The sequence below is a fragment of the Nitratireductor sp. StC3 genome (assembly GCF_003015025.1).
GTDB classification, from domain to species: domain Bacteria; phylum Pseudomonadota; class Alphaproteobacteria; order Rhizobiales; family Rhizobiaceae; genus Mangrovimarina; species Mangrovimarina alexandrii.
Map to the genome: position 1 here is coordinate 206,031 of NZ_PYBP01000003.1, position 20,603 is coordinate 226,633.

General features: G+C 66.3%; 20 protein-coding genes and 1 tRNA gene. 13 read left to right on the forward strand and 8 right to left on the reverse strand.

Annotated elements, in window-relative coordinates; genetic code table 11:
- Positions 1–13 precede the first annotated feature (13 nt).
- The 3 genes from C7T96_RS08155 to C7T96_RS08165 are packed head-to-tail and all read left to right on the forward strand — an operon-like array spanning position 14 to position 2,869.
- On the forward strand, positions 14–1,450 hold the full coding sequence (locus C7T96_RS08155; RefSeq protein ID WP_106570711.1) for a LutB/LldF family L-lactate oxidation iron-sulfur protein: 1,437 nt from the start codon (positions 14–16) through the stop codon (positions 1,448–1,450).
- A complete protein-coding gene (locus tag C7T96_RS08160) occupies positions 1,447–2,118 on the forward strand; it encodes a lactate utilization protein (protein WP_106570712.1) in 672 nt (223 codons plus the stop codon). The genes C7T96_RS08155 and C7T96_RS08160 overlap by 4 nt, the downstream gene beginning before the upstream one ends.
- A 10-nt stretch (positions 2,119–2,128) precedes the next feature.
- Entirely contained in the window at positions 2,129–2,869 is a 741-nt protein-coding gene (locus C7T96_RS08165; protein WP_106570713.1) for a metallophosphoesterase, read from the forward strand.
- 4 nt (positions 2,870–2,873) lie between these two features.
- On the opposite strand, the gene C7T96_RS24475 is transcribed toward C7T96_RS08165, so the two are convergent.
- On the reverse strand, positions 2,874–3,005 hold the full coding sequence (locus tag C7T96_RS24475) for a hypothetical protein (protein ID WP_275069011.1): 132 nt from the start codon (positions 3,003–3,005) through the stop codon (positions 2,874–2,876).
- Positions 3,006–3,269: 264 nt separating this feature from the next.
- Positions 3,270–3,968: a type 1 glutamine amidotransferase gene (locus tag C7T96_RS08170; RefSeq protein ID WP_106570714.1), complete on the reverse strand. Its 699-nt coding sequence runs from the start codon at positions 3,966–3,968 to the stop codon at positions 3,270–3,272.
- 101 nt (positions 3,969–4,069) lie between these two features.
- Here C7T96_RS08170 and C7T96_RS08175 point away from each other — a divergent pair, with 101 nt between their 5' ends.
- The 6 genes from C7T96_RS08175 (at position 4,070) to C7T96_RS08200 (ending at position 10,891) form a co-directional block, all read left to right on the forward strand.
- The gene (locus C7T96_RS08175) at positions 4,070–4,741 is read left to right on the forward strand and encodes a hypothetical protein (protein ID WP_106570715.1); all 672 of its coding nucleotides are present in this window, start codon (positions 4,070–4,072) and stop codon (positions 4,739–4,741) included.
- A 92-nt stretch (positions 4,742–4,833) separates the two neighbouring features.
- Positions 4,834–5,985: a GGDEF domain-containing protein gene (locus C7T96_RS08180; RefSeq protein WP_106570716.1), complete on the forward strand. Its 1,152-nt coding sequence runs from the start codon at positions 4,834–4,836 to the stop codon at positions 5,983–5,985.
- An 81-nt stretch (positions 5,986–6,066) separates the two neighbouring features.
- Positions 6,067–6,804, forward strand: a complete 738-nt coding sequence (locus tag C7T96_RS08185; protein WP_106570717.1) for a 16S rRNA (uracil(1498)-N(3))-methyltransferase — start codon at positions 6,067–6,069, stop codon at positions 6,802–6,804.
- 248 nt (positions 6,805–7,052) lie between these two features.
- Complete coding sequence (locus C7T96_RS08190) at positions 7,053–8,345, forward strand: Hsp70 family protein (protein ID WP_106570718.1); 1,293 nt, start codon at positions 7,053–7,055, stop codon at positions 8,343–8,345.
- Between the two features lie 124 nt (positions 8,346–8,469).
- Positions 8,470–9,843, forward strand: coding sequence for a glutamate--cysteine ligase (locus C7T96_RS08195; protein ID WP_106570719.1), 1,374 nt, complete (start codon positions 8,470–8,472; stop codon positions 9,841–9,843).
- A gap of 106 nt (positions 9,844–9,949) precedes the next feature.
- Entirely contained in the window at positions 9,950–10,891 is a 942-nt protein-coding gene (locus C7T96_RS08200; RefSeq protein WP_106570720.1) for a DUF937 domain-containing protein, read from the forward strand.
- A gap of 153 nt (positions 10,892–11,044) precedes the next feature.
- On the opposite strand, the gene C7T96_RS08205 is transcribed toward C7T96_RS08200, so the two are convergent.
- On the reverse strand, positions 11,045–11,350 hold the full coding sequence (locus C7T96_RS08205; RefSeq protein WP_106570721.1) for a DUF1127 domain-containing protein: 306 nt from the start codon (positions 11,348–11,350) through the stop codon (positions 11,045–11,047).
- 172 nt (positions 11,351–11,522) lie between these two features.
- On the opposite strand from C7T96_RS08205, the gene C7T96_RS08210 reads away from it, so the two are divergent.
- Positions 11,523–12,476, forward strand: coding sequence for a LysR substrate-binding domain-containing protein (locus C7T96_RS08210; protein WP_106570948.1), 954 nt, complete (start codon positions 11,523–11,525; stop codon positions 12,474–12,476).
- Positions 12,477–12,486: 10 nt separating this feature from the next.
- Here C7T96_RS08210 and C7T96_RS08215 read toward each other — a convergent pair whose 3' ends face one another.
- The 3 genes from C7T96_RS08215 to ugpB form a co-directional block, all read right to left on the reverse strand.
- Positions 12,487–13,368: an ABC transporter permease subunit gene (locus C7T96_RS08215; RefSeq protein WP_106570722.1), complete on the reverse strand. Its 882-nt coding sequence runs from the start codon at positions 13,366–13,368 to the stop codon at positions 12,487–12,489.
- 7 nt (positions 13,369–13,375) lie between these two features.
- Positions 13,376–14,269, reverse strand: coding sequence for a sn-glycerol-3-phosphate ABC transporter permease UgpA (gene ugpA / locus C7T96_RS08220; protein WP_106570723.1), 894 nt, complete (start codon positions 14,267–14,269; stop codon positions 13,376–13,378).
- 82 nt (positions 14,270–14,351) lie between these two features.
- A complete protein-coding gene (ugpB, locus tag C7T96_RS08225; RefSeq protein ID WP_106570724.1) occupies positions 14,352–15,659 on the reverse strand; it encodes a sn-glycerol-3-phosphate ABC transporter substrate-binding protein UgpB in 1,308 nt (435 codons plus the stop codon).
- Positions 15,660–15,770: 111 nt separating this feature from the next.
- Between ugpB and C7T96_RS08230 the strand changes: the two genes are divergently transcribed.
- Positions 15,771–16,685, forward strand: a complete 915-nt coding sequence (locus C7T96_RS08230) for a LysR substrate-binding domain-containing protein (protein WP_106570725.1) — start codon at positions 15,771–15,773, stop codon at positions 16,683–16,685.
- Between the two features lie 7 nt (positions 16,686–16,692).
- Here the strand turns inward: C7T96_RS08230 and C7T96_RS08235 are convergent, their stop codons facing one another.
- Positions 16,693–18,114 (reverse strand): amidase family protein, encoded by a 1,422-nt coding sequence (locus C7T96_RS08235; RefSeq protein ID WP_106570726.1) that lies wholly within the window; start codon positions 18,112–18,114, stop codon positions 16,693–16,695.
- Positions 18,115–18,315: 201 nt separating this feature from the next.
- Between C7T96_RS08235 and xseA the strand changes: the two genes are divergently transcribed.
- Both xseA and C7T96_RS08245 read left to right on the forward strand, forming a co-directional pair.
- A complete protein-coding gene (gene xseA / locus C7T96_RS08240) occupies positions 18,316–19,866 on the forward strand; it encodes an exodeoxyribonuclease VII large subunit (protein ID WP_106570727.1) in 1,551 nt (516 codons plus the stop codon).
- Positions 19,867–20,045: 179 nt separating this feature from the next.
- The gene (locus tag C7T96_RS08245) at positions 20,046–20,186 is read left to right on the forward strand and encodes a DUF1127 domain-containing protein (RefSeq protein ID WP_106570728.1); all 141 of its coding nucleotides are present in this window, start codon (positions 20,046–20,048) and stop codon (positions 20,184–20,186) included.
- A gap of 273 nt (positions 20,187–20,459) precedes the next feature.
- Here the strand turns inward: C7T96_RS08245 and C7T96_RS08250 are convergent.
- Positions 20,460–20,536: transfer RNA gene (locus C7T96_RS08250), tRNA-His, on the reverse strand.
- Between the last annotated feature and the right edge of the window lie 67 nt (positions 20,537–20,603).

Sequence of the window (20,603 nt, forward strand, 5' to 3'; positions counted from 1 at the left end):
GGGGCCGAACGCCATGGAAGTCACTTCACCGACATTCAAGCAGAACGCGGTCCACGCGCTCCACGACGCCCAGCTTCAAAAGGCGCTCGGCAATGTGCGCGCCGGCTTCATCGACAAACGCCGCAAAGCCGCCGATGCGCTGCCCGAGTTCGACGCGCTGCGCGACGCCGCACGCGACATCAAGGACCACACGCTCGCCCATCTCGACCTCTATCTGGAGGCCTACGAACAGAAGGTGACGGACTCGGGCGGCCATGTGCACTGGGCCGAAACGGCGGAGGACGCGCGCCGCATCGTTCTCGACATCTGCCGCATGCAAAACGCCCGCACGGTCACCAAGGGCAAATCGATGATCACCGAGGAGATCGCGCTCAACGATTTCCTGCAGCTCGCCGGCATCAAGGCGGTGGAAACCGATCTCGGCGAATACATCATTCAGTTGCGCAACGAGCATCCCAGCCACATCATCGCCCCGGCCGTGCATGTGAACAAGGATCAGGTGGAAGCCGATTTCCGCCGCGTCCACGACTACCTGCCCGACGATCGCGACCTGACCGAACCCGAAACCCTGCTCGACGAGGCGCGCCGCGTACTGCGCGCCCAATATTTCGAGGCCGAGGTCGGCATTACCGGCGCCAATTTCCTCGTCGCCGAAACCGGCAGCTCGGTGATCGTCACCAATGAGGGCAATGGCGACCTGACCCAATTGCTGCCGCGCGTGCACATCGTGATCGCCTCGATCGAGAAAATCGTGCCGACGCTCAACGATGTCAGCCAGATCCTGCGCGTGCTGGCGCGTTCGGCGACCGGCCAGGACATGAGCGTCTACACCACCTTGTCGACCGGACCGCGCCGCAAGGGCGATCCGGACGGACCGGAGCAATATCACGTGATCCTGCTCGACAACGGCCGCACCTCGATGCTCGGCACCGAGTTCCAGGACATGCTGCGCTGCATACGCTGCGGCGCCTGCATGAACCATTGCCCGGTCTACCACGCCGTCGGCGGCCACGCCTATGGCTGGGTCTATCCCGGTCCGATGGGCGCGGTTCTCACCCCCTCGCTGATCGGCGTCGACAAGGGCGGACATCTGCCCAACGCCTCGACCTTCTGCGGCCGCTGCGAAAGCGTGTGCCCGATGCGCATCCCCCTGCCCAAGATGATGCGGCATTGGCGCGAGCGCGAATTCGAGCGCGGCCTCAACCCGGCCACCCAGCGCTACGGCCTGAAAATCTGGGCCGCCTTCGCCAAGCGTCCGCGGCTCTATAATTTTGCCACCTCGATGGCGATCCCGCTGCTTGCCTTGTTCGGCGGGCGCAAGAAGCGGTTCTCGTTTCTGCCTCTGGCCGGCGGCTGGACCAGGCACCGCGACCTGCCGGCTCCGGAGTCGCGAACCTTCATGCAGCAATGGCGCGAACGCGAAAGCGGCAAGCAGAGGGCGGCGGCATGAGTGCGCGCGATGCGATCATGGGCAAGCTGCGCAAGACGCTCGGCGCCGGGGCCGACGATGCCACCCGGCGCGAGACGGTCGCGAAGCGGCTGGCGAAACCGCCGAAAGGCATCGTGCCCGAGCGCGGCCAGGGCAGCGACGCCCAGAAGGTCAAGCTGTTCTGCCAGATGGCCGAGGCGGTGGCGGCCAGCGTGACGCGCGTACGTTCGCCCGAGCGCGTGCCGAAAACGGTCTCGGACTATCTGCGCGCCAAAAACCTGCCCGCCTCCGTGCGCATGGGCGCCGACCGCCGGCTGAAGGCGATGCCTTGGGACAAGCTGAAATCATTGGAACTGAAATATGGACCGTCGGACGGTTTCGACGAGGTCGGCGTCAGCCATGCCTTCGCCGGCATCGCGGAAACCGGAACGGTGGCGCTGCTGTCGGGCAAGGACAATCCGTCCACGGTGAATTTCCTGCCCGAGCATCATATCGTGGTGGTGGACGCCAAGGACATTGCCGGCGACCTGGAAACCGTACTTTCCGGCCTGCGGCGCAAATTCGGCAAGGGCGGCATGCCGCGCACCCTCAATTTCGTCACCGGCCCGTCACGCTCCGGCGACATCGAGCAGAAGATCATTCTCGGCGCGCACGGCCCGCGCGCGCTGCACCTGATCGTCGTCGGCTGAGGCCGCCGTCGTGACCGGCGTGCATTTCCTCGACGCCGCCGCGCCGGACGGCATCCGGCTCTACGCGATCGGCGACGTGCACGGCCGGCTCGACCTGCTGCGCGCCATGCACGGCCAGATCCGCGCCGAACTGATGCGCGACAAGCCGGCCGACTGGCGCATCGTCCATCTCGGCGACTATGTCGACAGGGGCCCCGACTCCAAGGGCGTTCTCGCCTTTCTCGCCGAGCGCATCGCGGAGGACCCGCATATCGTCGCCCTCGCCGGCAATCACGACACGAATTTCCGCGCGTTTCTCGACGATGGCGACACGAGCGGTCTGTTTAGCCGCTATGGCGGCATCGACACGGCGCGCTCCTACGGGATCGCAGCCGATTTCTCGAACCCGGCCGCGGCCGAGAAAAGCCGCGCTGCGCTCGCAGTCGCGGTCCCGTCAGCCCACAGGAACTTTGTCGACGGCCTGCCGCGCTCGGTCGCGTTCGGCGACTTCTTTTTCTGCCATGCCGGCATCAGGCCCGGGGTGTCGCTTGCCGACCAGGACCCGCATGACCTGATCTGGATCCGCGAGCCGTTCCTGAGCCATGCGGGCCTGCACGAAAAAGTGGTGGTGCACGGCCACACGCCGCAGGACGAGGCCGAAATCATGCCCAACCGCGTCAATGTCGACACGCTCGCCTATGCCAGCGGGCGCCTGACGGCCTTTGTCGTGGACGGGCACGAAAAGCGCCTTCTGGAAGCCCGCACGGATTAAAAGATCAGTTCCGGCCAGCGCCGACGCCGTAGCCGTCGGTGACGAGATGGCCCGAATGGGCGTCGGCCGAATAGATGCCAATCCCCCAGATCGCGATTCCGGAGAGCATGAGGAAGGAAAGGAGCGCAGCTTTCACGGGCGTCATCGTCTCTGTTGTCTTTCTTCGTATTAAAAATGATCGTGGTTACGATTCGGTTGCAGAAAATCAGAAATATGTAACAGGCCTTTGTCTCCACCCTCGCGACGCCGCCCTCCGGCGGGGTCCCGGCAGGAGAGCCATGCCCTTAATGCGCTAACCCGTCCGGGGCTAGTCTTCTGTGAAGCGTTCCACATGCGGGTGAAGAAGGCGTATCAAAAATGCCACGCAACGCGTCCGCCCAGCGGCAGCTTCGATGACGTGTCAGATCACGCTCGCCCAGGCCCGTGCCAGGGCAAGCCCCGCCGCGTCGGCCGCCGGCCCATGGCGTTCGGCTTCGCGCTCGAACCGGGCCGGCCAGTCCGGTTGCCTTTCGGCGAGATCCTCGCGAAACACCGCGTTCCAGCGCCGCACCAGCGCCCTGTCGGCCTCGAAATGAAACTGGATGCCGTAGCCGGCGCGACCGACGCGGAAGGCCTGGTTTTCGGCCGCGCTGTTCCTGGCCAGCCTGAGCGCACCCGGCGGCAGGGTGAACGTGTCGTCGTGCCATTCGAAGACCGGGAACCGGGCCGGCGCGACACGCAACACGGGGTCGCTGTCGCCATCCCGCGTCCGTTCCACAACCCGCCAGCCAAATTCCGTCGCCGCACCGATCAGGTTGCGCCCGCCCATCGCCCGGGCAAGCACCTGCGCCCCGAGGCAGATGCCGAGCACGGCCCGGTCGGCAACCACGAAATCGTGCATCAGACGGGCAAGCTGCGGCAGATAGGGATGGTTTTCATCGTCGAGCGCGTTCTGGGCACCGCCGAGAACGACGAGCCCGTCATGCCCGCGTTCCGTTCCGGGCAGGCGGTCGCCGGCGAAGGTTCGGCAAACCTCGATTTCCGCCCCGGCTTCCGCGAGGGCGCGCGCGACCAGTCCCAGGCTGGTTTCATCGAAATTCTGGACGACGAGAACGCGCATCGGACGGGATAGAACCGAATTCGGGTGGCAGCGACGTCGCCCAGCGATACCATGCCCCGGCTCAGACGCAAACGCCGGATTGCGATCGGGGAAACGAAGACATGCCGCTGCAGAACCGCGTCGATCCTTTCGGCCAAATCCGGGCCACGGCCGCGCGCGGGCTTTTCACCGGCAATCGCGGCATCCTGCACGACCCCGAGACCAGGACGCTGACGGCCAAACGCTGGACCACCAAGGCCTGGATCGTGTGTTCATGCGCGTTTGGCGGCCGCCGGCGCGTGGTGATGGGGCGCAACGCGCCGTCCGGCAATGCCGGCTGGACCGAACTGTTTTTTCTCGACGAGGCGACCGCGCTGGCCGCCGGCCACCGACCGTGCTTCTTTTGCCGCCGCGAGGAGGCCACAACGTTCGCTTCCTGCTTCGCCGCCGGAAACGGCCTCGACGCGGCGCGTGCGCCGGCAATCGACGCCCGTCTCCACCGCGAGCGCCTGACCCCGCCGCACGAACGTCTATCCGTCTGGGGCGACGCCGTCCGCACCCTGCCCGACGGCGCCATGGTGGCGCACGACAAGCAGGCCCTGCTGGTTGTCGGCGGCGCGTTGCGGCGCTGGAGCTTCACCGGATATGGCCCCGCGCCGGCTTTTTCGAGCCGTCCGGATACACGGCTGCGCCTGGTAACGCCGCCGGCCACGCTCGCCGCGCTCAAGGCCGGCTACAAACCGGTCCTGCACGAAACCGCCCGCACGGGGTCTTCGGCAGCACCCACCGCTTAACGGCCGCGAAACCATGCCGCGTAACGTGACGGTAGGGCGGACCGCGTAAATCTGCTGCATCCGGACGAACAGATACGCATTTTACGGAGGGCATGGTGGGGCTGGACAGTTTTACGCTTTTCGCCGCCAATGCCGTCGTGCTCGCCTTGATGGCTGTCGCCTTCCATTTCGCCAGGCGCAGCAATCCCGACCAGGCCTATTGGCACTCCTGGTGTGCCGGCAATCTGCTGCTGGCCGCGGCGCTGGTGTTCTTCATGATCCCCGCGCGCCTGCCCGAGACACTGTCGATGATCGTACCCAACGGGCTGCTGCTTGCCGGCTTCGGCCTGCGCTGGCGCGCCGCGCGCGAGTTCAGCGGGCGCGCCAGCCCCGCGCGCAGCACCTGGGCGCCGACCGTCCTGTTCCTGGTCCTGTGCGCCATTCCGCCGGTCGCCGGTTCCTATGCCACCATCTACAGCATCGTGAACATCCTTCTGGCCACGCTCGCCGGCGCGGCCGCCTGGGAGTTCTGGCGCGACCGCGCCGACCAGCTGCCGTCGCGCTACGGGCTGGTCGCCGCCTACGCGCTCTTGTCCTTGTCCTTCGCCGCACGGGTGGTGCAGGGCCTGTTCGTGGGCGACGGTTTCGACGCCTATCTTCCCTACGACGCCATGCTCACGCTGCACCTGATGATCGCGCTGCTGCACACGCCGGCAAGCGGCGCCTTCGCCCTGTCGATCGCCTATGAACGGACCACGGCGAAACTGCGTCACGCCGCCGCGCATGATTCGCTGACCGAACTGCTCAATCGCGGCGCCTTCGAGCGCGAAGTCGCCGCGCGGATGCGCCGCGACGGCAATGCCGGCCAGGCCGTGCTCCTGCTCGACATCGACCGCTTCAAGCGCGTCAACGACCGCTACGGCCATGCCGCCGGCGACGCCGTCCTGCGCGCCTGCGCCCGCGTGGTGGAGGAGGTGGCGGGTCGGGACGCGCTGGTGGCGCGCATCGGCGGCGAGGAATTCGCGGTTCATCTGCACGGCGCCACCGCGCACGAGGCCGAGCAGGCGGCCGAGCGCGTTCGCATCGCCGTCCAGGCGGAACCCGTCACCACCGGCGAGCACACGCTCACCATCACCGTGAGCGTCGGCTGGTTCTGGCACTACGATGCCGGGCTCGGCCTGGAGACGATGCTGCGCCGGGCCGACGTCGCGCTCTATCGCGCCAAGCAGACCGGCCGCAACCGCGTCGAGCGCCTCGCCGCGTAGCCGGTCGCAGCCGCAGCGCGCGCGTCTTTACCGGGCAGAACCGCTCTTGACCGCCGCGGCCGGCACGCGCATTGCTCGCCCATGCGTGCCAATTATACGATGCAGCGGCTGTTCCTCGACGCCGATCTGACGCCTGAGGCGACCGTCGCGGTGAGCCCGAACCAGGCCCATTATCTGCTCAATGTTCTGCGCATGCGCGAGGGCGCCGAACTGCTGGTCTTCAACGGACGCGACGGCGAATGGCGGGGCCGGCTTGCCGCAAGCGGCAAGAAATCCGCCAGCCTGTCCCTGATCGAGCAGACGCGGCCGCAGCCCGCGCCTACAGATCTCCTTTATTGTTTCGCGCCGCTGAAAAAGGGCCGGCTCGACTACCTGGTGCAAAAGGCGGTGGAAATGGGCGCCGGCGCGCTCGCCCCGGTCATCACCCAGCACTGCCAGATGCACAAGCCGGGTATCGAGCGGCTCAGGGCCAACGCGCTCGAAGCGGCCGAGCAATGCGGCATCCTTGCCGTGCCCCCCGTTCACGCCCCCGTCAAGTTCGACCGGCTTATTGCCGACTGGGACCCCGGACGGCGGCTGATCTTCTGCGACGAGAGCGCTGAAACCAACAACCCGCTGACCGCCCTGCAGGCGCTTGAGACCGAGCGGATTGGGCTGATCGTGGGTCCCGAGGGCGGTTTTTCCGACGCCGAACGCCGCACCCTGCACGCCCTGCCTTTCGTTACCGCCATCCCGCTCGGTCCGCGCATCCTGCGCGCCGACACCGCCGCCGTGGCGGCGCTGGCCGTCATTCAGGCAACGATCGGCGACTGGCGCTAAGCCATGGCCTGCCGAAGGGGCGCTCGGCTTGGCGATCGGCACATGCCCACCGCCGCAAAGCTGACGCGCCCCGACGCAATCTGAGCGGACGCGACAGCCGGACGGCAGGTTCAGCAAGCCGGAATTTTCCTCCGGCACGCTTGCCAACCGCCCGCCGGCCGTGCGACCAGAACCTTCTCCTGGCGGCGGGCGCGCATCGTGTCCGCCGCGTCGCTTCAACCTCACCCCAGACAGGACTGACGCCGGCCATGGCACGCGCGCTCGGGCTCGATTTCGGCACGACCAACTCCGTCCTTGCGGTCGCAGACCCGTCCGGCACCGCCACGCACTCGCTGCCGTTTCGCTCCAGCGCCGGCACGACCGACGCCATGCGCACCGCGCTTGCCTTCATGAAGGAGGGGCGCAGCACGCAGTCGCTGCGCATCGAGGCGGGCGAGGCCGCGATCGGGCTGTTCATCGAACATCCGGGCGATTGCCGCTTCCTGCAATCGATCAAGACATTCGCGGCCAGTACGGTCTTTCAGGCCACCACCATCTTCGCCAAGCGCCATTCCTTCGAGGACCTGATGGAGGTTTTCCTGCGCCGGCTGCAAGCCTATGCGGGCGACGCCTGGCCCGCCGAGATTGCCCGGCTGGTGGTCGGCCGGCCGGTGCGTTTTGCCGGTTCGAATCCTGACGAGCGCCTGGCTCTCGAGCGCTATCAGGCCGCCCTCGCCCGGTTCGGCTTTCCCGAGATCCACTTTATCTACGAGCCGGTCGCCGCCGCCTACTGGTTCGCCCAGCAGCTAACGCGCGATGCCACCGTGCTGGTCGCCGATTTCGGCGGCGGCACGACCGACTATTCGCTGATCCGCTTCGAACATCATGCCGGCGCCGTGCGCGCCGTGCCGCTCGGTCATGCCGGGGTCGGCGTTGCGGGCGATCATTTCGACTACCGCCTGATCGACAGGCTGGTCGCCCCGGAAATCGGCAAAGGCAGCCAGTTTCGCAGTTTCGGCAAATTGCTCGACCTGCCGGCCAGCTATTTCGCCAATTTCGGGCGCTGGAATCAGCTCTCGATCTTCAAGACCACGCGCGAATTCGCCGAGTTGAAATCGTTGCTGCGCCACGCGACCGAACCGGAAAAACTCCAGCTTTTCGTCGACCTGATCGATTATGACGAAGGCTATCCGCTCTACCAGGCGATCGCGGCAACCAAGATGGCGCTGTCGGAGGCGACGGAGGCCGAATTCCATTTCCCCCCGCTCGGCCCGGCCGGCCGCAAGACCGTCCGTCGCGCCGACTTCGAGACCTGGATCGCCGACGACCTGGCGCGCATGGAAGGTGCGCTCGACGACGTGCTGACTGCCACCAGCACCCCGGCCGACGCGGTCGACAAGGTCTTCCTCACCGGCGGCAGCTCCTTCGTCCCGGCCGTGCGCGCCATTTTTTCGCGCCGCTTCGACGCCGTGCGCGTCGAAAGCGGGGGCGAGTTGCTCTCGATCGCCCACGGTCTGGCGCTGATCGGCGAAAGCGACGATATCGGGCAATGGACGCGCTAAGCGTCCCGACGATCAAGCGCCTTTGAACCACCGGTCAGGTTTTTTTGCTTGATTGCGCCTGCCGGCTCGGCCATCACTCGCCCGCCGGCGCGAATTCGGCCACATCCTTGCCTGGGAAGCTTTCATGGCGCGTGACACGACCGATATTCGCTCGATCGAAACCGTCGACGAGCTCGTCGACTACCTTGCCGCGGGCAACAAGCCGCGCGCCGACTGGCGCATCGGCACCGAACACGAGAAATTTCCCTTCTACGCCGACGGCAACAGCCCGGTGCCCTATGGCGGCGAGAACGGCATCAAGGCGCTTCTGGAAGGCATGCAGCGGGTGCTCGGCTGGGAGCCGATCGTCGACGCCGGCAATATTATCGGCCTGGTGGAGCCGACCGGCAGCGGCGCGATCTCGCTCGAGCCCGGAGGCCAGTTCGAACTCTCCGGCGCACCGCTGGAGACGCTGCACCAGACCTGCCGGGAAGGAAACGCCCACCTGGCCCAGCTGCGCCAGATCGCCGAGCCGCTCGGCATCCGCTTCCTCGGTCTCGGCGGCAGCCCGAAATGGACGCTGGCCGAAACGCCGAAAATGCCGAAATCGCGCTACGACATCATGACGGCCTACATGCCCAAGGTCGGCCGCCACGGCCTCGACATGATGTACCGGACCTGCACCATCCAGGTGAATCTCGATTTTTCCAGCGAAGCCGACATGCGCCGCAAGATGCAGGTGTCGCTGAAGCTGCAGCCGCTGTCGACGGCGCTGTTTGCCAACTCGCCCTTCACCGAAGGCAAGCCCAACGGGCTTAAATCCTGGCGCGGCGAGATCTGGCGCGACACCGACAATCAGCGCTCCGGCCTGCTGCCGTTCTGTTTTTCGCCCGAGTTCGGTTTTGCCGACTATGTCGAATGGGCGCTCGACGTGCCGATGTATTTCATCATCCGCGACGGCCGCTACCACGACTGCACCCACGTCACCTTCCGCCAGTTCATGGACGGCGCGCTCAGGAATTCCGTTCCCGACGGCGTGCCCACCATGGGCGACTGGGCCAACCATTTGTCGACGCTTTTTCCCGATGTGCGCCTGAAGCGTTTTCTGGAAATGCGCGGCGCCGATGGCGGACCGTGGCGACGCATCTGCGCACTGCCCGCCTTCTGGGTGGGCCTGCTCTACGACGAGGCGGCGCTGGACGCCGCCGAAGCGCTCACCGCGAACTGGTCGTTCGAGGAGGTCGGCGCGATGCGGGACGCCGTCCCGCGCGAGGGGATCGACGCCAGTTTCCGCGGCCACAGCCTGCGCGAGATGGCGCGCGAAGTGCTGGCGATCGCGCATATGGGGCTGAAAAACCGCGATCTGCGCAACCATGACGGCTATGACGAGACCAGCTTCCTGTCGCCGCTCGACGAGGTGGTGGCGCGCGGCACCACGTCCGCCGACGAAATGATCGACGCCTTCCACACCCGCTGGGGCGGCTCGATCGAGCCGGTCTTCCTCGAATACGCTTACTGAGCGCCGGTCGCCCGCGCCGGCCCTTGATCGGCCCGCCGCCGAGGCCGTTTGCGCGACACCCATATTGGGATAGGCTCCGAGGGCCAAGAACGCTCCGGAGACCGCCATGCTGCCGCTCTACGACATGATCGCCAACGCCCAGAACGGGCGGGCCATGGATCTGCTGGCCCGTCAGTTCAACTTGAGCCAGCAGCAGACCCAACTTGCGCTCGAGGCGCTGCTGCCGGCCTTCAGCCAGGGCCTGAAGCGCAACGCCGCCGATCCCTACGGCGTCGGCGCGTTTTTGTCCGCGCTCTCCTCCGGTCGCCACGCGCCTTATTTCGACGACGCCGCCAACGCCTTCTCCGCGCAGGGCGTCGCGGAAGGAAACGGCATTCTCGGCCATCTGTTCGGCTCCAAGGAGCTGTCGCGCGCCGTCGCCGCCCAGGCCGCCCAGGCGACCGGCCTCGGCCAGGACGTTCTCAGGCAGATGTTGCCCGTCATCGCCGCCATGGTGATGGGGGGCCTGTTCAAGCAGTCGACCGGCCAGTTGGACGGCGACGTCCGCGCCCAGTCGGTGCAGCCCAATTTCGGCGCCGCCGGGTTCGGCGGTTCCGGCAATCCGCTCGGCGAGATCATCGCCGAAATGATGCGCCAGGGCGCCGGCAACAGCGGCACCGCCCCCCGCCAGCCGCCGCACCCGCAGGCCGCGCCCTCTCCCTTCGACAACCCGTTCGGCAAGGTGCTGCAAGACATGTTCGGCGGCGCCATGCAGCAACAGCCCCCGTCTCGACCGCAGACGCGCGAAGACGGGCGGGAGGCACAGGCCGACAATCCGCTCGGGCGCATCTTCGAGGAGATGATGCGCGGTGCGCAGCCGCGCAGGACCGAGGCGCCGGAGCCGGCCAGGCGCCGCCCGCGCGCCAATCCGAGCGGCCGGCCGCGCACGCCCTATGACGATCTTTTCGGCGACATGTTCGAAACCGGCCGCCAGACGCGCGACGACTATCAAAAAGGCATGGAATCGGTATTCGACCAGTTCCTGCGCGGCATGGACCGGCATCGCTGAGGCCGGCGCGCCGCCCCGCCTGCCCGCAACCGGCCTGCGGGAGGGCAAGAAAAAGCCCGGCCTCCGCGGGGTGAGAGGCCGGGCAGTGGGCAGGCAAGGGCCGGGGGGAAAGCCGGCGGGAGTGTCTAGCCTGCGGGAAACGGTTCGGGTCGGTCAGGAAACCAGCCGCGCACCGCGTTCGATCTCGCGGCGGCGTGCCTGCGCCATGGTGCCGAGAACCGAGGTCGGATCGACGCCGCCCGACACCTGATAGGCGACGTGAAGATCGCCGCGCACCAGGCCGATATCGGCAAGCTGGGCATCCGTCATCTCGCCGAGGCGGTAGATTTCGCGACGGTTCTTCCAGGCGCGGAACTGCCGTCCTACCCAACCGGCAAAACGATTGAGCGCTGCCGCCACGACCCGCGGTCGGGTGGTGGCTGAGGCAAAGGACATCGTCTCGTGGTCGGTCGTGGTCATGGCGGTTCTCCTGCGCGCCGAACGTGCGCATCCGCTCGCGCGGTGATCGTTCACCGCCACTTGCAAAAGCGTCGCACCGTTCAACGGGACGCGGCATGTCTCGCACGCGGCAATTGATTAGTCGAACGAATGTTTTTAATCTTTAGGATCAAAACATCTGATGGGTAACATCATGGCCGCCCCGCTCGACCTCGACCAGCTTCAGACCTTCATCGCCATTGCCGACACCGGCAGCTTCACCCGCGCCGCCGAGGAGGTCCACCGCACCCAGTCGGCGGTGTCGATGCAGATGCGGCGCCTCGAGGAGCGGATCGGCAGGCCGCTGTTCGAAAAGAACGGTCGCGTCAACCGACTTTCGGAAGACGGCGAAAGGCTGCTGGCCTATGCCCGGCGCATGCTGCGCCTCAGCCGCGAGACGATCGCCGCCTTCGACGAGCGCAGCCTTGAAGGCCAGGTGCGCATCGGCACGCCGGACGACTACGCCGATCGCTTCCTGCCCGAGATCATGGCCCGCTTCGCCCGCTCCAATCCGCGCGTGGAGCTGTCGGTCGTCTGCGAACCGACGGTCAATCTGATCGAACAGGTCAGGCGCGGCACGCTCGACATCGCCCTGGTAACCCACGACGATGAAAAGGGCGTCGGCCAGGTCGTGCGGCGCGAGCCGCTTTTGTGGGTCGCTTCATCGAACCATTGCGTGCACGAACAGGATATTTTGCCGCTGGCGGTCGGACGGCCGTCCTGCCTGTGGCGCCGCGCCGCCATCGACGTGCTCGACCGCATGGAGCGCGACTACCGCATCCTGTTCACGAGCTGGTCCGCGACCGTCATCATCGCCTCCGTGCTGAGCGGACTGGCGGTGTCGGTGCTGCCCGAATGCGCGCTGCGGCCGGGTATGCGGATTCTGAGCGAAAATGACGGGTTCGGCGCCCTGCCCGACTGCCGCATCGGCCTGATTCGCGGCCAGACCGCGCAACCGGCGATCGTTGAGGCGCTGGCTCGCCACGTCTCCGAAAGCCTCGACAACATCTCGCTGCCGGCCGCCGGGGACGACGCGGGCTTCGATTTCGCCGCGCCGGCGCCCGGTCGCACGCGCCGCCAACGGCCCGGCGCACTGCCGGTCTGGTAAGACCGGAGCGCTATTTTTCCTGGTCGACCAGACCGCGCACGAACCAGCGCTGCAAAAGCACCACCACCAAAACGGGAGGCGCCATAGCCAGCAGCGTCGTCGCCATGGTCAAATTCCAGCGCGTGTCGGCATTGTCGGTCGGCAGGGTACGCGCGACCCCGATCACCACCGTGGTCATGTCGGCCTGCGTCGTCACCAGCAGCGGCCACAAATACTGGTTCCAGCCATAGATGAACAGGATCACGAACAGCGCCGCGATCGAGGTGATCGACATCGGCAGCAGGATGTCGAAGAAGAACCGCATCGGGCTCGCCCCGTCGACCTTCGCCGCCTCGCACAGCCCGTCGGGCACGACCAGAAAGAACTGGCGAAACAGGAAAGTGGCCGTCGCCGAGGCGATCAGCGGCAGGATCAGGCCGGAATAGGTGTCGAGCATGGAAAAGTTGAGCCCGATATCGATGCCCGCCAGCGAGATGATCGACGTCAACGGCCGGGCGACATTGGCCACCACCTCGAAGGTCGGCACGATCCGCACCTCCACCGGCAGCATCAGCGTGATGAAGATCGCCCAGAACGCGACCATGCGGAAGCGAAAGCGGAAATAGGTGATGGCGAAGGCCGAAAGCAGCGAGATCGCCAGCTTGCCGGCGGTGATGCCGAGCGCCATCACCGTCGAGTTCAGCAATTGGCGCTGCAGATCGTCCTTGGTCCAGGCCGCGCGCAGATTCTCCCACAAATAGCCGCCCGGCGGGGTCATGAGGTCGAGGCTTTGCGCGCTGTCGGGCTGCGACGCGATGACGAAGGCGTAGTAGACCGGCAAGAAGATCGCCACCAACCCGATCGCGAGGATCAGCCAGCAGACGGCGTCGAAACGGGGTGTATGTTCGATCATGATCCCATCAGGCGTAGTTGACGCGACGTTCGACGTAGCGGAATTGCAGGAATGTCAGCACGATTACGATCGCCATCAGCACGATCGACTGCGCGGCCGACGAGCCGTAGTCCTGGGCCTGAAAACCGTCCTTGTAGACCTTGTAGACCAGGATGCGGGTGGCGCCGCCGGGACCGCCCTCGGTGACCGCGTCGACGATGCCGAACGTGTCGAAAAAGGCGTAGATCACGTTCATGACCAGCAGGAAGAAGGTGGTCGCGCTCAACAGCGGCAGCACGATATCGCGCAGCCGCCGCATCGGCCCGGCGCCGTCGATCGCCGCCGCCTCGATCAGGCTGCGCGGGATCATCTGCAGGCCCGCGAAGAAGAAGACGAAATTGTAGGAAACCTGTTTCCAGGCTGCCGCGGCGACGATCAGGACCATCGCGTCGGTGCCGTCGAGCAACGGATCCCAGTCGATGCCGAGCCCCCTGAGCGCCAGGGCGAGCACGCCGAACGCCGGGTGAAACAGAAACAGCCACAGCATGCCGGCGATCGCCGGCGCCACCGCATACGGCCAGATGACCAGCGAGCGCAGCACCATCGAGCCGTGCAAAACACGGTCGGCCGCGACCGCCAGCGCGAACGCCATGATCATCGCGGTTGCGGTTGTGGCGAGCGAAAAGACCAGCGTGACGCGGATGGAATCCCAGTATTCCGGCGATGTCAGAAGATCGCGGAAATTGTCGAACCCGACGAAAATCATCGTGTTGAAGAACGGATCGGACAGGAAAAACGCCTGCACGATCCCCTCGCCCGCCGGCCAGAAGAAAAACACCGCAAGCACCACAAGCTGCGGCGCCAGCAGCAGCCAGGGCAGCACGCGTCCCTTGAAGACGACCTTTTTGTCACGACCCGACATGGATGTTTCCAAATACAAAGGAGGAACCGCCGCCGGCCGGAAGCGGCGCGGCGGCGGCGTGAGGACGGCGAGGCCGCTGTGGTTATTCGATGGTCTTGGCGAACCGGTTGAGCAGCGGATTGCCGCGGCGCACCATGTCGTCGGCGGCCTCCTGGGCGCTCTTCTTCATCGACCAGACGTTTTCGAGTTCTTCGTTGATGATCTCGTCGACCTGGACCATGTAGCCGAGACGAATGCCGCGCGTATTGTCGCTCGGCTCGCGCATCAGCTGCTTGATGGCGAGTTCCTGATGCGGAAACTCGTCATAATAGCCCTTCTCCTTGGCCAGTTCGTAGGCGTCGACGGTGATCGGCACATAACCGGAATTCCGGTGCCAGTCGAATTGCATCTCGGGGCTGGCGAGGAAGTTGAAGAAGGCGGCCGCGCCGTCGTAGACGGGCTTGTCGAGCCCTTTCATCAAGAACAGGCCGGCACCGCCGATGAAGGAGTTGCGCGGCGTGTCGTTGTCGGCTTCGACCGGCAGCAGCGTGGCGGAAAAATCGAACTTGGCGTTCTGCGAGATGCCGCCATACCCGGCCGAGCTTTCCAGAAGCACCGCGCAGCGCTGATTGTAGAAAGCCTGGTGCGCGCCGGTCCACTGACGGCCCTGATATTCGTAGAGCCCGTCCTTGATCCAGCCCTGGATACGGTCCAGGTGATCGACGAAACGGGTCTTGTTGAAGGTGAGTTCGGCGTCTGGGCCCTGCATGCCGTTGGCCTTGCTGGCGAACGGCTGGTCTTCGATGAACGTATAGTTTTTCAGGACGATCCATTCCTGCCACGACGAGGTCACCGGGCACTCGTAGCCGGCATCCTTGAGCTTGCGCGCGGCAGCATCCAGATCGTCCCAGCTCGCCGGCACCTCGGCGATGCCGGCCTTCTCGAACGCGTCGGCATTGTACCACATCAGCGGCGTGGACGTGTTGAAGGGCATCGCCATCTGGTTGCCCTCGAACTGGTACATCGCCATCACCGGTTCGATGAAGCGTTCCCAATCGATCGTGTAGCCGGCATCGGCCATCACGGTGTCGACCGGCACCACCGCGTCGGAGAAGATAAGCGTCGGCACGGCCGGGCCATGGACCTGGGCGATGGCGGGCTGCTTGCCCGCACGCACGGCCGCGATGGTGGCGTTGATGGTATCGTCATAGGTGCCCTTGTAGGTCAGCACGATCTCGTAATCGTCCTGGCTGGCGTTGAATTCCTCGGCATAGCGCGCAAGCACCTTGCCGAGTTTGATGTCGGGCGAGAACGCGTGCCAGAAATGCACCTGGGTGGTGGCGAGCGCCGTGGTGGACGACAGCGCGACCATCGCACCGGCGGCGAAAAGGCCGATAAATCCGTTTTTCATGATTGGCTTGCTCCAGTTGAGAGGACAAAGGCGCGGGTCGCGCGCTCCTGTCGAAAAAGGCACCTTGCGGGGAAGGCGTGATAATGGTTAGTAAATTGCGATGACCGTTTTATGAAATTCGTTTATGACAAACAGGTAACGGCCCCGATGAATTTCACCCAGTTGCGCGCCTTCCATGCCGTCGCCCAGACCGGCAGCTTTTCCCAGGCCGCCCAGCACCTGGGCGTCAGCCAGCCGGCCGTCACGGTGCAGATCAAGGGGCTTGAGGAGGCGCTGGGGGCGCTGTTGTTCCTGCGCGGCGGCACGCGCGTGGAATTGACGGCGGAAGGCCAGCACCTGCTCGGCCTGGTGCCGCGCGTCCTGCATCTGCTCGAAGAGATGCAGCACAGCGTCGCCGCCACCCGCACCTTGATGCGCGGCCAGTTGCGGGTCGGCGTTTCGACGCCGGCGACGATCCTCGGCCTGCTTGCGCTCTATTCAAGCCGCTATCCGGGCATCGACCTGACGCTGCAGGACGGCAACACCAGTGAATTGATGGACGATCTCGACGGCAACCGGGTCGACGTCATCGTCACCTCGCAGCTCGCCTGCCGCAAACAGCTTTTCAATCTGCCGCTCGGACGCCAGGACCTCGTCCTCGTCGCCCGCTCCGATCACCCTCTGGCCGGAGAGGGCGAAATCGAGCCGCGAATGCTCGAGCGATGGCCGGTTTTGGTCCGCGAGGAACGGTCCGTCACCCGCGCCGTCTTCATGAACGCCATGCGCAAGGCCGGTATCAAGCCGCGCATTGCCGCCAGCCTCGGCAGCCGCGAAATGGTCAAGGAGGCGGCCGCGGCCGGCCTTGGCCTCGGCGTGGTCTTCGATGGAGAGGTCGGCCGGGACACCCGGCTGTCGACCCTGCGCCTGAAGGTCGACGCCGATCTCGGAGCCGAGGTCTATCTGAGCTGCCGTCCCGAACTCGCGGAGCTGGGATCGGTCGGCGCGCTCGTCCAACTCGCCCGCGATGAGGATGCCGGCAAGGCGTGACGCGACCTCACGACCCGCGCGCGAACAATTTGTGCGCCATCACGCCGACGCCCGCCTCGACCGCCTCGCAGGCGTCCAGCACCATATCCTCGCGGAAGCGCCGCCCGACGATCTGCACGCCGATGGGCAGGCCGTCATGGAAGCCGGCGGCGATATTACCGGCCGGCAGGCCCATGAAATTCATCGCGAAGGAATAATGCGCCTTGCCGAGCACCTCCATCGCGCCGTCGACGCCTTCGGCGTCGCGGTTCCAGCCGAACACCGGCCCGGTCAGGAACGGGGTCAGCACCAGCGGATAATCTTGCATGAACACCAGCCATTCGCGCGTGAAATGGGCCCGCTTGGCCATCGCCGCCAGCAGTTCCGTGCCTTCGAACGGCGCAAACAACGAAAAATAGTCCTCGAAGATGCGTTTGATCGTGTCGCTGCCATATTTGTCGATATCCGGCCCCAACAACGCGCGCACCTCGCCCATCAGCGCGCGGTAGCCGATTTCGCCGCATTCGCGCACCAGCGGCGGGTCGATCTCCACGATCTCGTAGCCGGCATCGGCCAGGCAGTCGGCCGCCTTGGTGATGGCCTGTTCGACGGCGGGATGCAGATCGAACTCGAACGTGTCGCGTGTGACCGCCACGCGCAGCGGGCCGGTCTCGACCGGCCCCTCGAACGGCATCGGCACCATCCACGGATCGTGCGGATCGTAGGCGATCAGCGCCTTCAGCCCGGCGCGCACGTCGCGCACTTCGCGCGCGATCACGCCCTGCACGGACATGATCTGCGCCAGAAGCCCGCGCTCGGCCTTGGCCGACGGATTGTAGGCCGGCACCCGGCCGAGACCAGGCTTGACCGTGGTCGCGCCGGTGGCCGCGCTGGGAAACCGCAGCGATCCGCCAATATCGTTGCCATGGGCGAGCGCGCCCATGCCCGACATCACCGCCGCCGAGGCGCCGCCGGACGAACCGCCCGGCGAGGCCCAGTCCGCCCAGGGGTTGAGCGTCCGCCCGTGCAGCTCGTTGTCGGTGGTGGCGCGGAAGGAGAATTCGGGCGTGTTGGTGCGCCCGATCACGATCGCGCCCGCCTTTTTCAGGTTTTTGACCACCGGCGCGTCGTCCGGCGCAATGATGTTCCTGAACGCGGTCACCCCGTTCGGGGTCGCGCGGCCCTTCTGGTCGACGTTTTCCTTGATCGTCACCGGCACGCCGTGCAGCGGGCCGACCGGTGCGCCCGACGCCGCCATCGTCGCATCGAGCCGGCGTGCCTCGTCGATCGCCGCCTCGCCGAGATCGTCGACCACGGCATTGATCGCGCCGTTGCGCGCGCGCATGCGTTCGACATTGGCGGTCACGGCTTCCTCGGCCGAAATCCGCCTGGCCGCGATTTCTTCGGCCAGTTCACAGGCACTCAACTGCCACAGGGCGCGTTCGCTCATGCCAGACCCCTTTTTCCTTGCTTCGTTCGGCCGCGCGCCGGCACGACCGTCCCCAACCGGTAGCGCGCGGTTGTCGGCCCGGCAAGCAGCACCGGCAAGGACCAGCAAAACGCCCGCGATGCGGCCAGCCGCCGCCGCGCGGTCGCACGGCGTCGTCCGCGCGGGCTTGACTTGACGGCGGCCGATCCCGCGAATGGGGTCATGAACGATTCCCCGACCAATGCGGCCGAATTCACCGTTTCGGAGATTTCCGTCGCGCTGAAGCGCACCGTCGAAGACGCTTTCGGCCATGTGCGCGTGCGCGGCGAGATTTCCGGCTATCGCGGCCCGCATTCCTCCGGCCACGCCTATTTCGCGCTCAAGGACGAGCGCGCCCGCATCGAGGCCGTTGTCTGGCGCGGCACGTTCTCGCGCCTCAAGATCAAGCCCGAAGAAGGCATGGAGGTGATCGCCCAGGGCAAGCTCACCACCTATCCAGGCTCGTCCAAATACCAGATCGTCATCGACAGTCTCGAACCGGCCGGCGCCGGCGCGCTGATGGCGCTTCTGGAGGAACGCAAGCGCAAACTCGCCGCCGAGGGCCTGTTCGACGAAATGCGCAAGGCGCCGCTGCCCTATCTGCCGCGCGTCATCGGCGTCGTCACCTCGCCAACCGGTGCGGTGATCCGCGACATCCTGCATCGCATTTCCGATCGCTATCCGCTCCATATCGTCGTCTGGCCGGTGCGCGTGCAGGGCGAAACCGCCGGACCCGAGGTCGCGAACGCCGTTTCCGGCTTCAATGGGCTCCCGCCCGGGGCCGGCCGGCCCGACATCATCATCGTGGCGCGCGGCGGCGGCAGCCTGGAAGATCTTTGGGGCTTCAACGACGAGGCGGTGGTGCGCGCGGTCGCCGCCTCGCAGATCCCGGTCATCTCGGCCGTGGGCCACGAAACCGACTGGACCCTGATCGACCTCGCCGCGGACCGGCGCGCGCCCACCCCGACGGGGGCGGCCGAGATGGCGGTGCCGGTCAAGGCCGAGCTGGAAGCCACGCTCGCCAGCCTGGCCGCCCGGCATGCCGGTGCGATCTCGCGCGCGGGCGAGCGCAAGCGCCAGGCGCTCAGGGCCGCCGCCCGCGCCCTGCCCTCGGCCGACCAGCTTCTCGCCCTGCCGCGGCGACGCTTCGACGAGGCGGCCGCCAGGCTGGGGCGCGGCCTTCAGGTCAATGTCGACAGCAAGCGGCTGCGCCTGCGCGGACTGCGCCTGACGACGGTCGCGCTCGAAAGGCGGCTTGGCGAGGCCCGCCGGGCCGTGGCGCTGGCCGCCACGCGCATGCCAGGTGCCCAGGACGCGCTGTTGCGCGAACGCCGCACAGGGCTGGCCGCCGCCTTTGCCCGGCTCGGGCTCGATCCGCTTCTGCGCCGGGTCAAAACCGCCCGCGAGAACCTGTCGGGCCTTGCGCGCCGCCGCGACCGTGCGCTGGCGCTGACCATCGAGCAGCGCAGGAACAGCCTCGCCCACACCGAGCGCCTGCTGGTGAGCATGTCCTACAAATCCGTGCTCGATCGCGGTTTCGCCCTGGTCAGCGACGCGAAGGGCCGGCCGGTCAAACGCGCCGCCGGGCTTGCGTCGGGCGATCAGGTGTCGCTGCGCTTCGCCGATGCAGCCGCCGACGCCGTGATCGTCGGCGGCGAGCGGCCGAAAGCCCGCAAGCCGCACCTGCCGCGTGAAAAACCGGGCCCGGCCGGCCAGGGGTCTCTGTTCGAATAGAGCCGACAAAACCTGCCGCGCCAACGCCGGCACCGGTCCATGTGCCAGGCGCGATATTTTGCACGGCGAGTCCGGCTTGCACGGCACGCAATCCTGCCATGCACAAACGGGGCTTTTGTTTGTGCAGCGCACACCTATCTCCCGGCTATCAGATTTGAGACGCAGAAAGGTCAATCGCCGTGAGCCTGATCCACAATTATCGCAATTGGCGCCGTTACCGGCATGCGGTGAACGAGCTCAATCGCCTCAGCGACCGCGAACTGCACGATATCGGCCTCAACCGCGCCGAGATCCCGGTGGTGGCGCGCAGAACCCTTTAGATCCGAAATTCCGGTGGGCCTCCTCCTCCCTGCCCGCCGGTAGCGGACGGCGCGATCCTCCTCCTCCCATACCGCGCCGTCCGACGTTAGAAGGCCCGCCGATCCTCCCCGGCGGGCCTTTTCTTTATGGCGGCGCCGAATACGGGCGCGCGCCGAAGCCCGGGAGACGGCGCGCCGGACCGGTCAGGCCAAAAATCCTTTCGGCCTGAAAGTGTTAGCAATGTCGTCGCGATGAAATGGACCCCCATGCGTCCGGAACGGACCGGGGAAAAATGGTACGGTTGGGTGGATTCGAACCACCGACCTCAGGAGCCACAATCCTGCGCTCTAACCAACTGAGCTACAACCGCACGGCGCCTCTTGCGAAAGGCTGGTGTGCAATACGGTCAAATTCCGGCGAATGCAAGGGTGGGCATG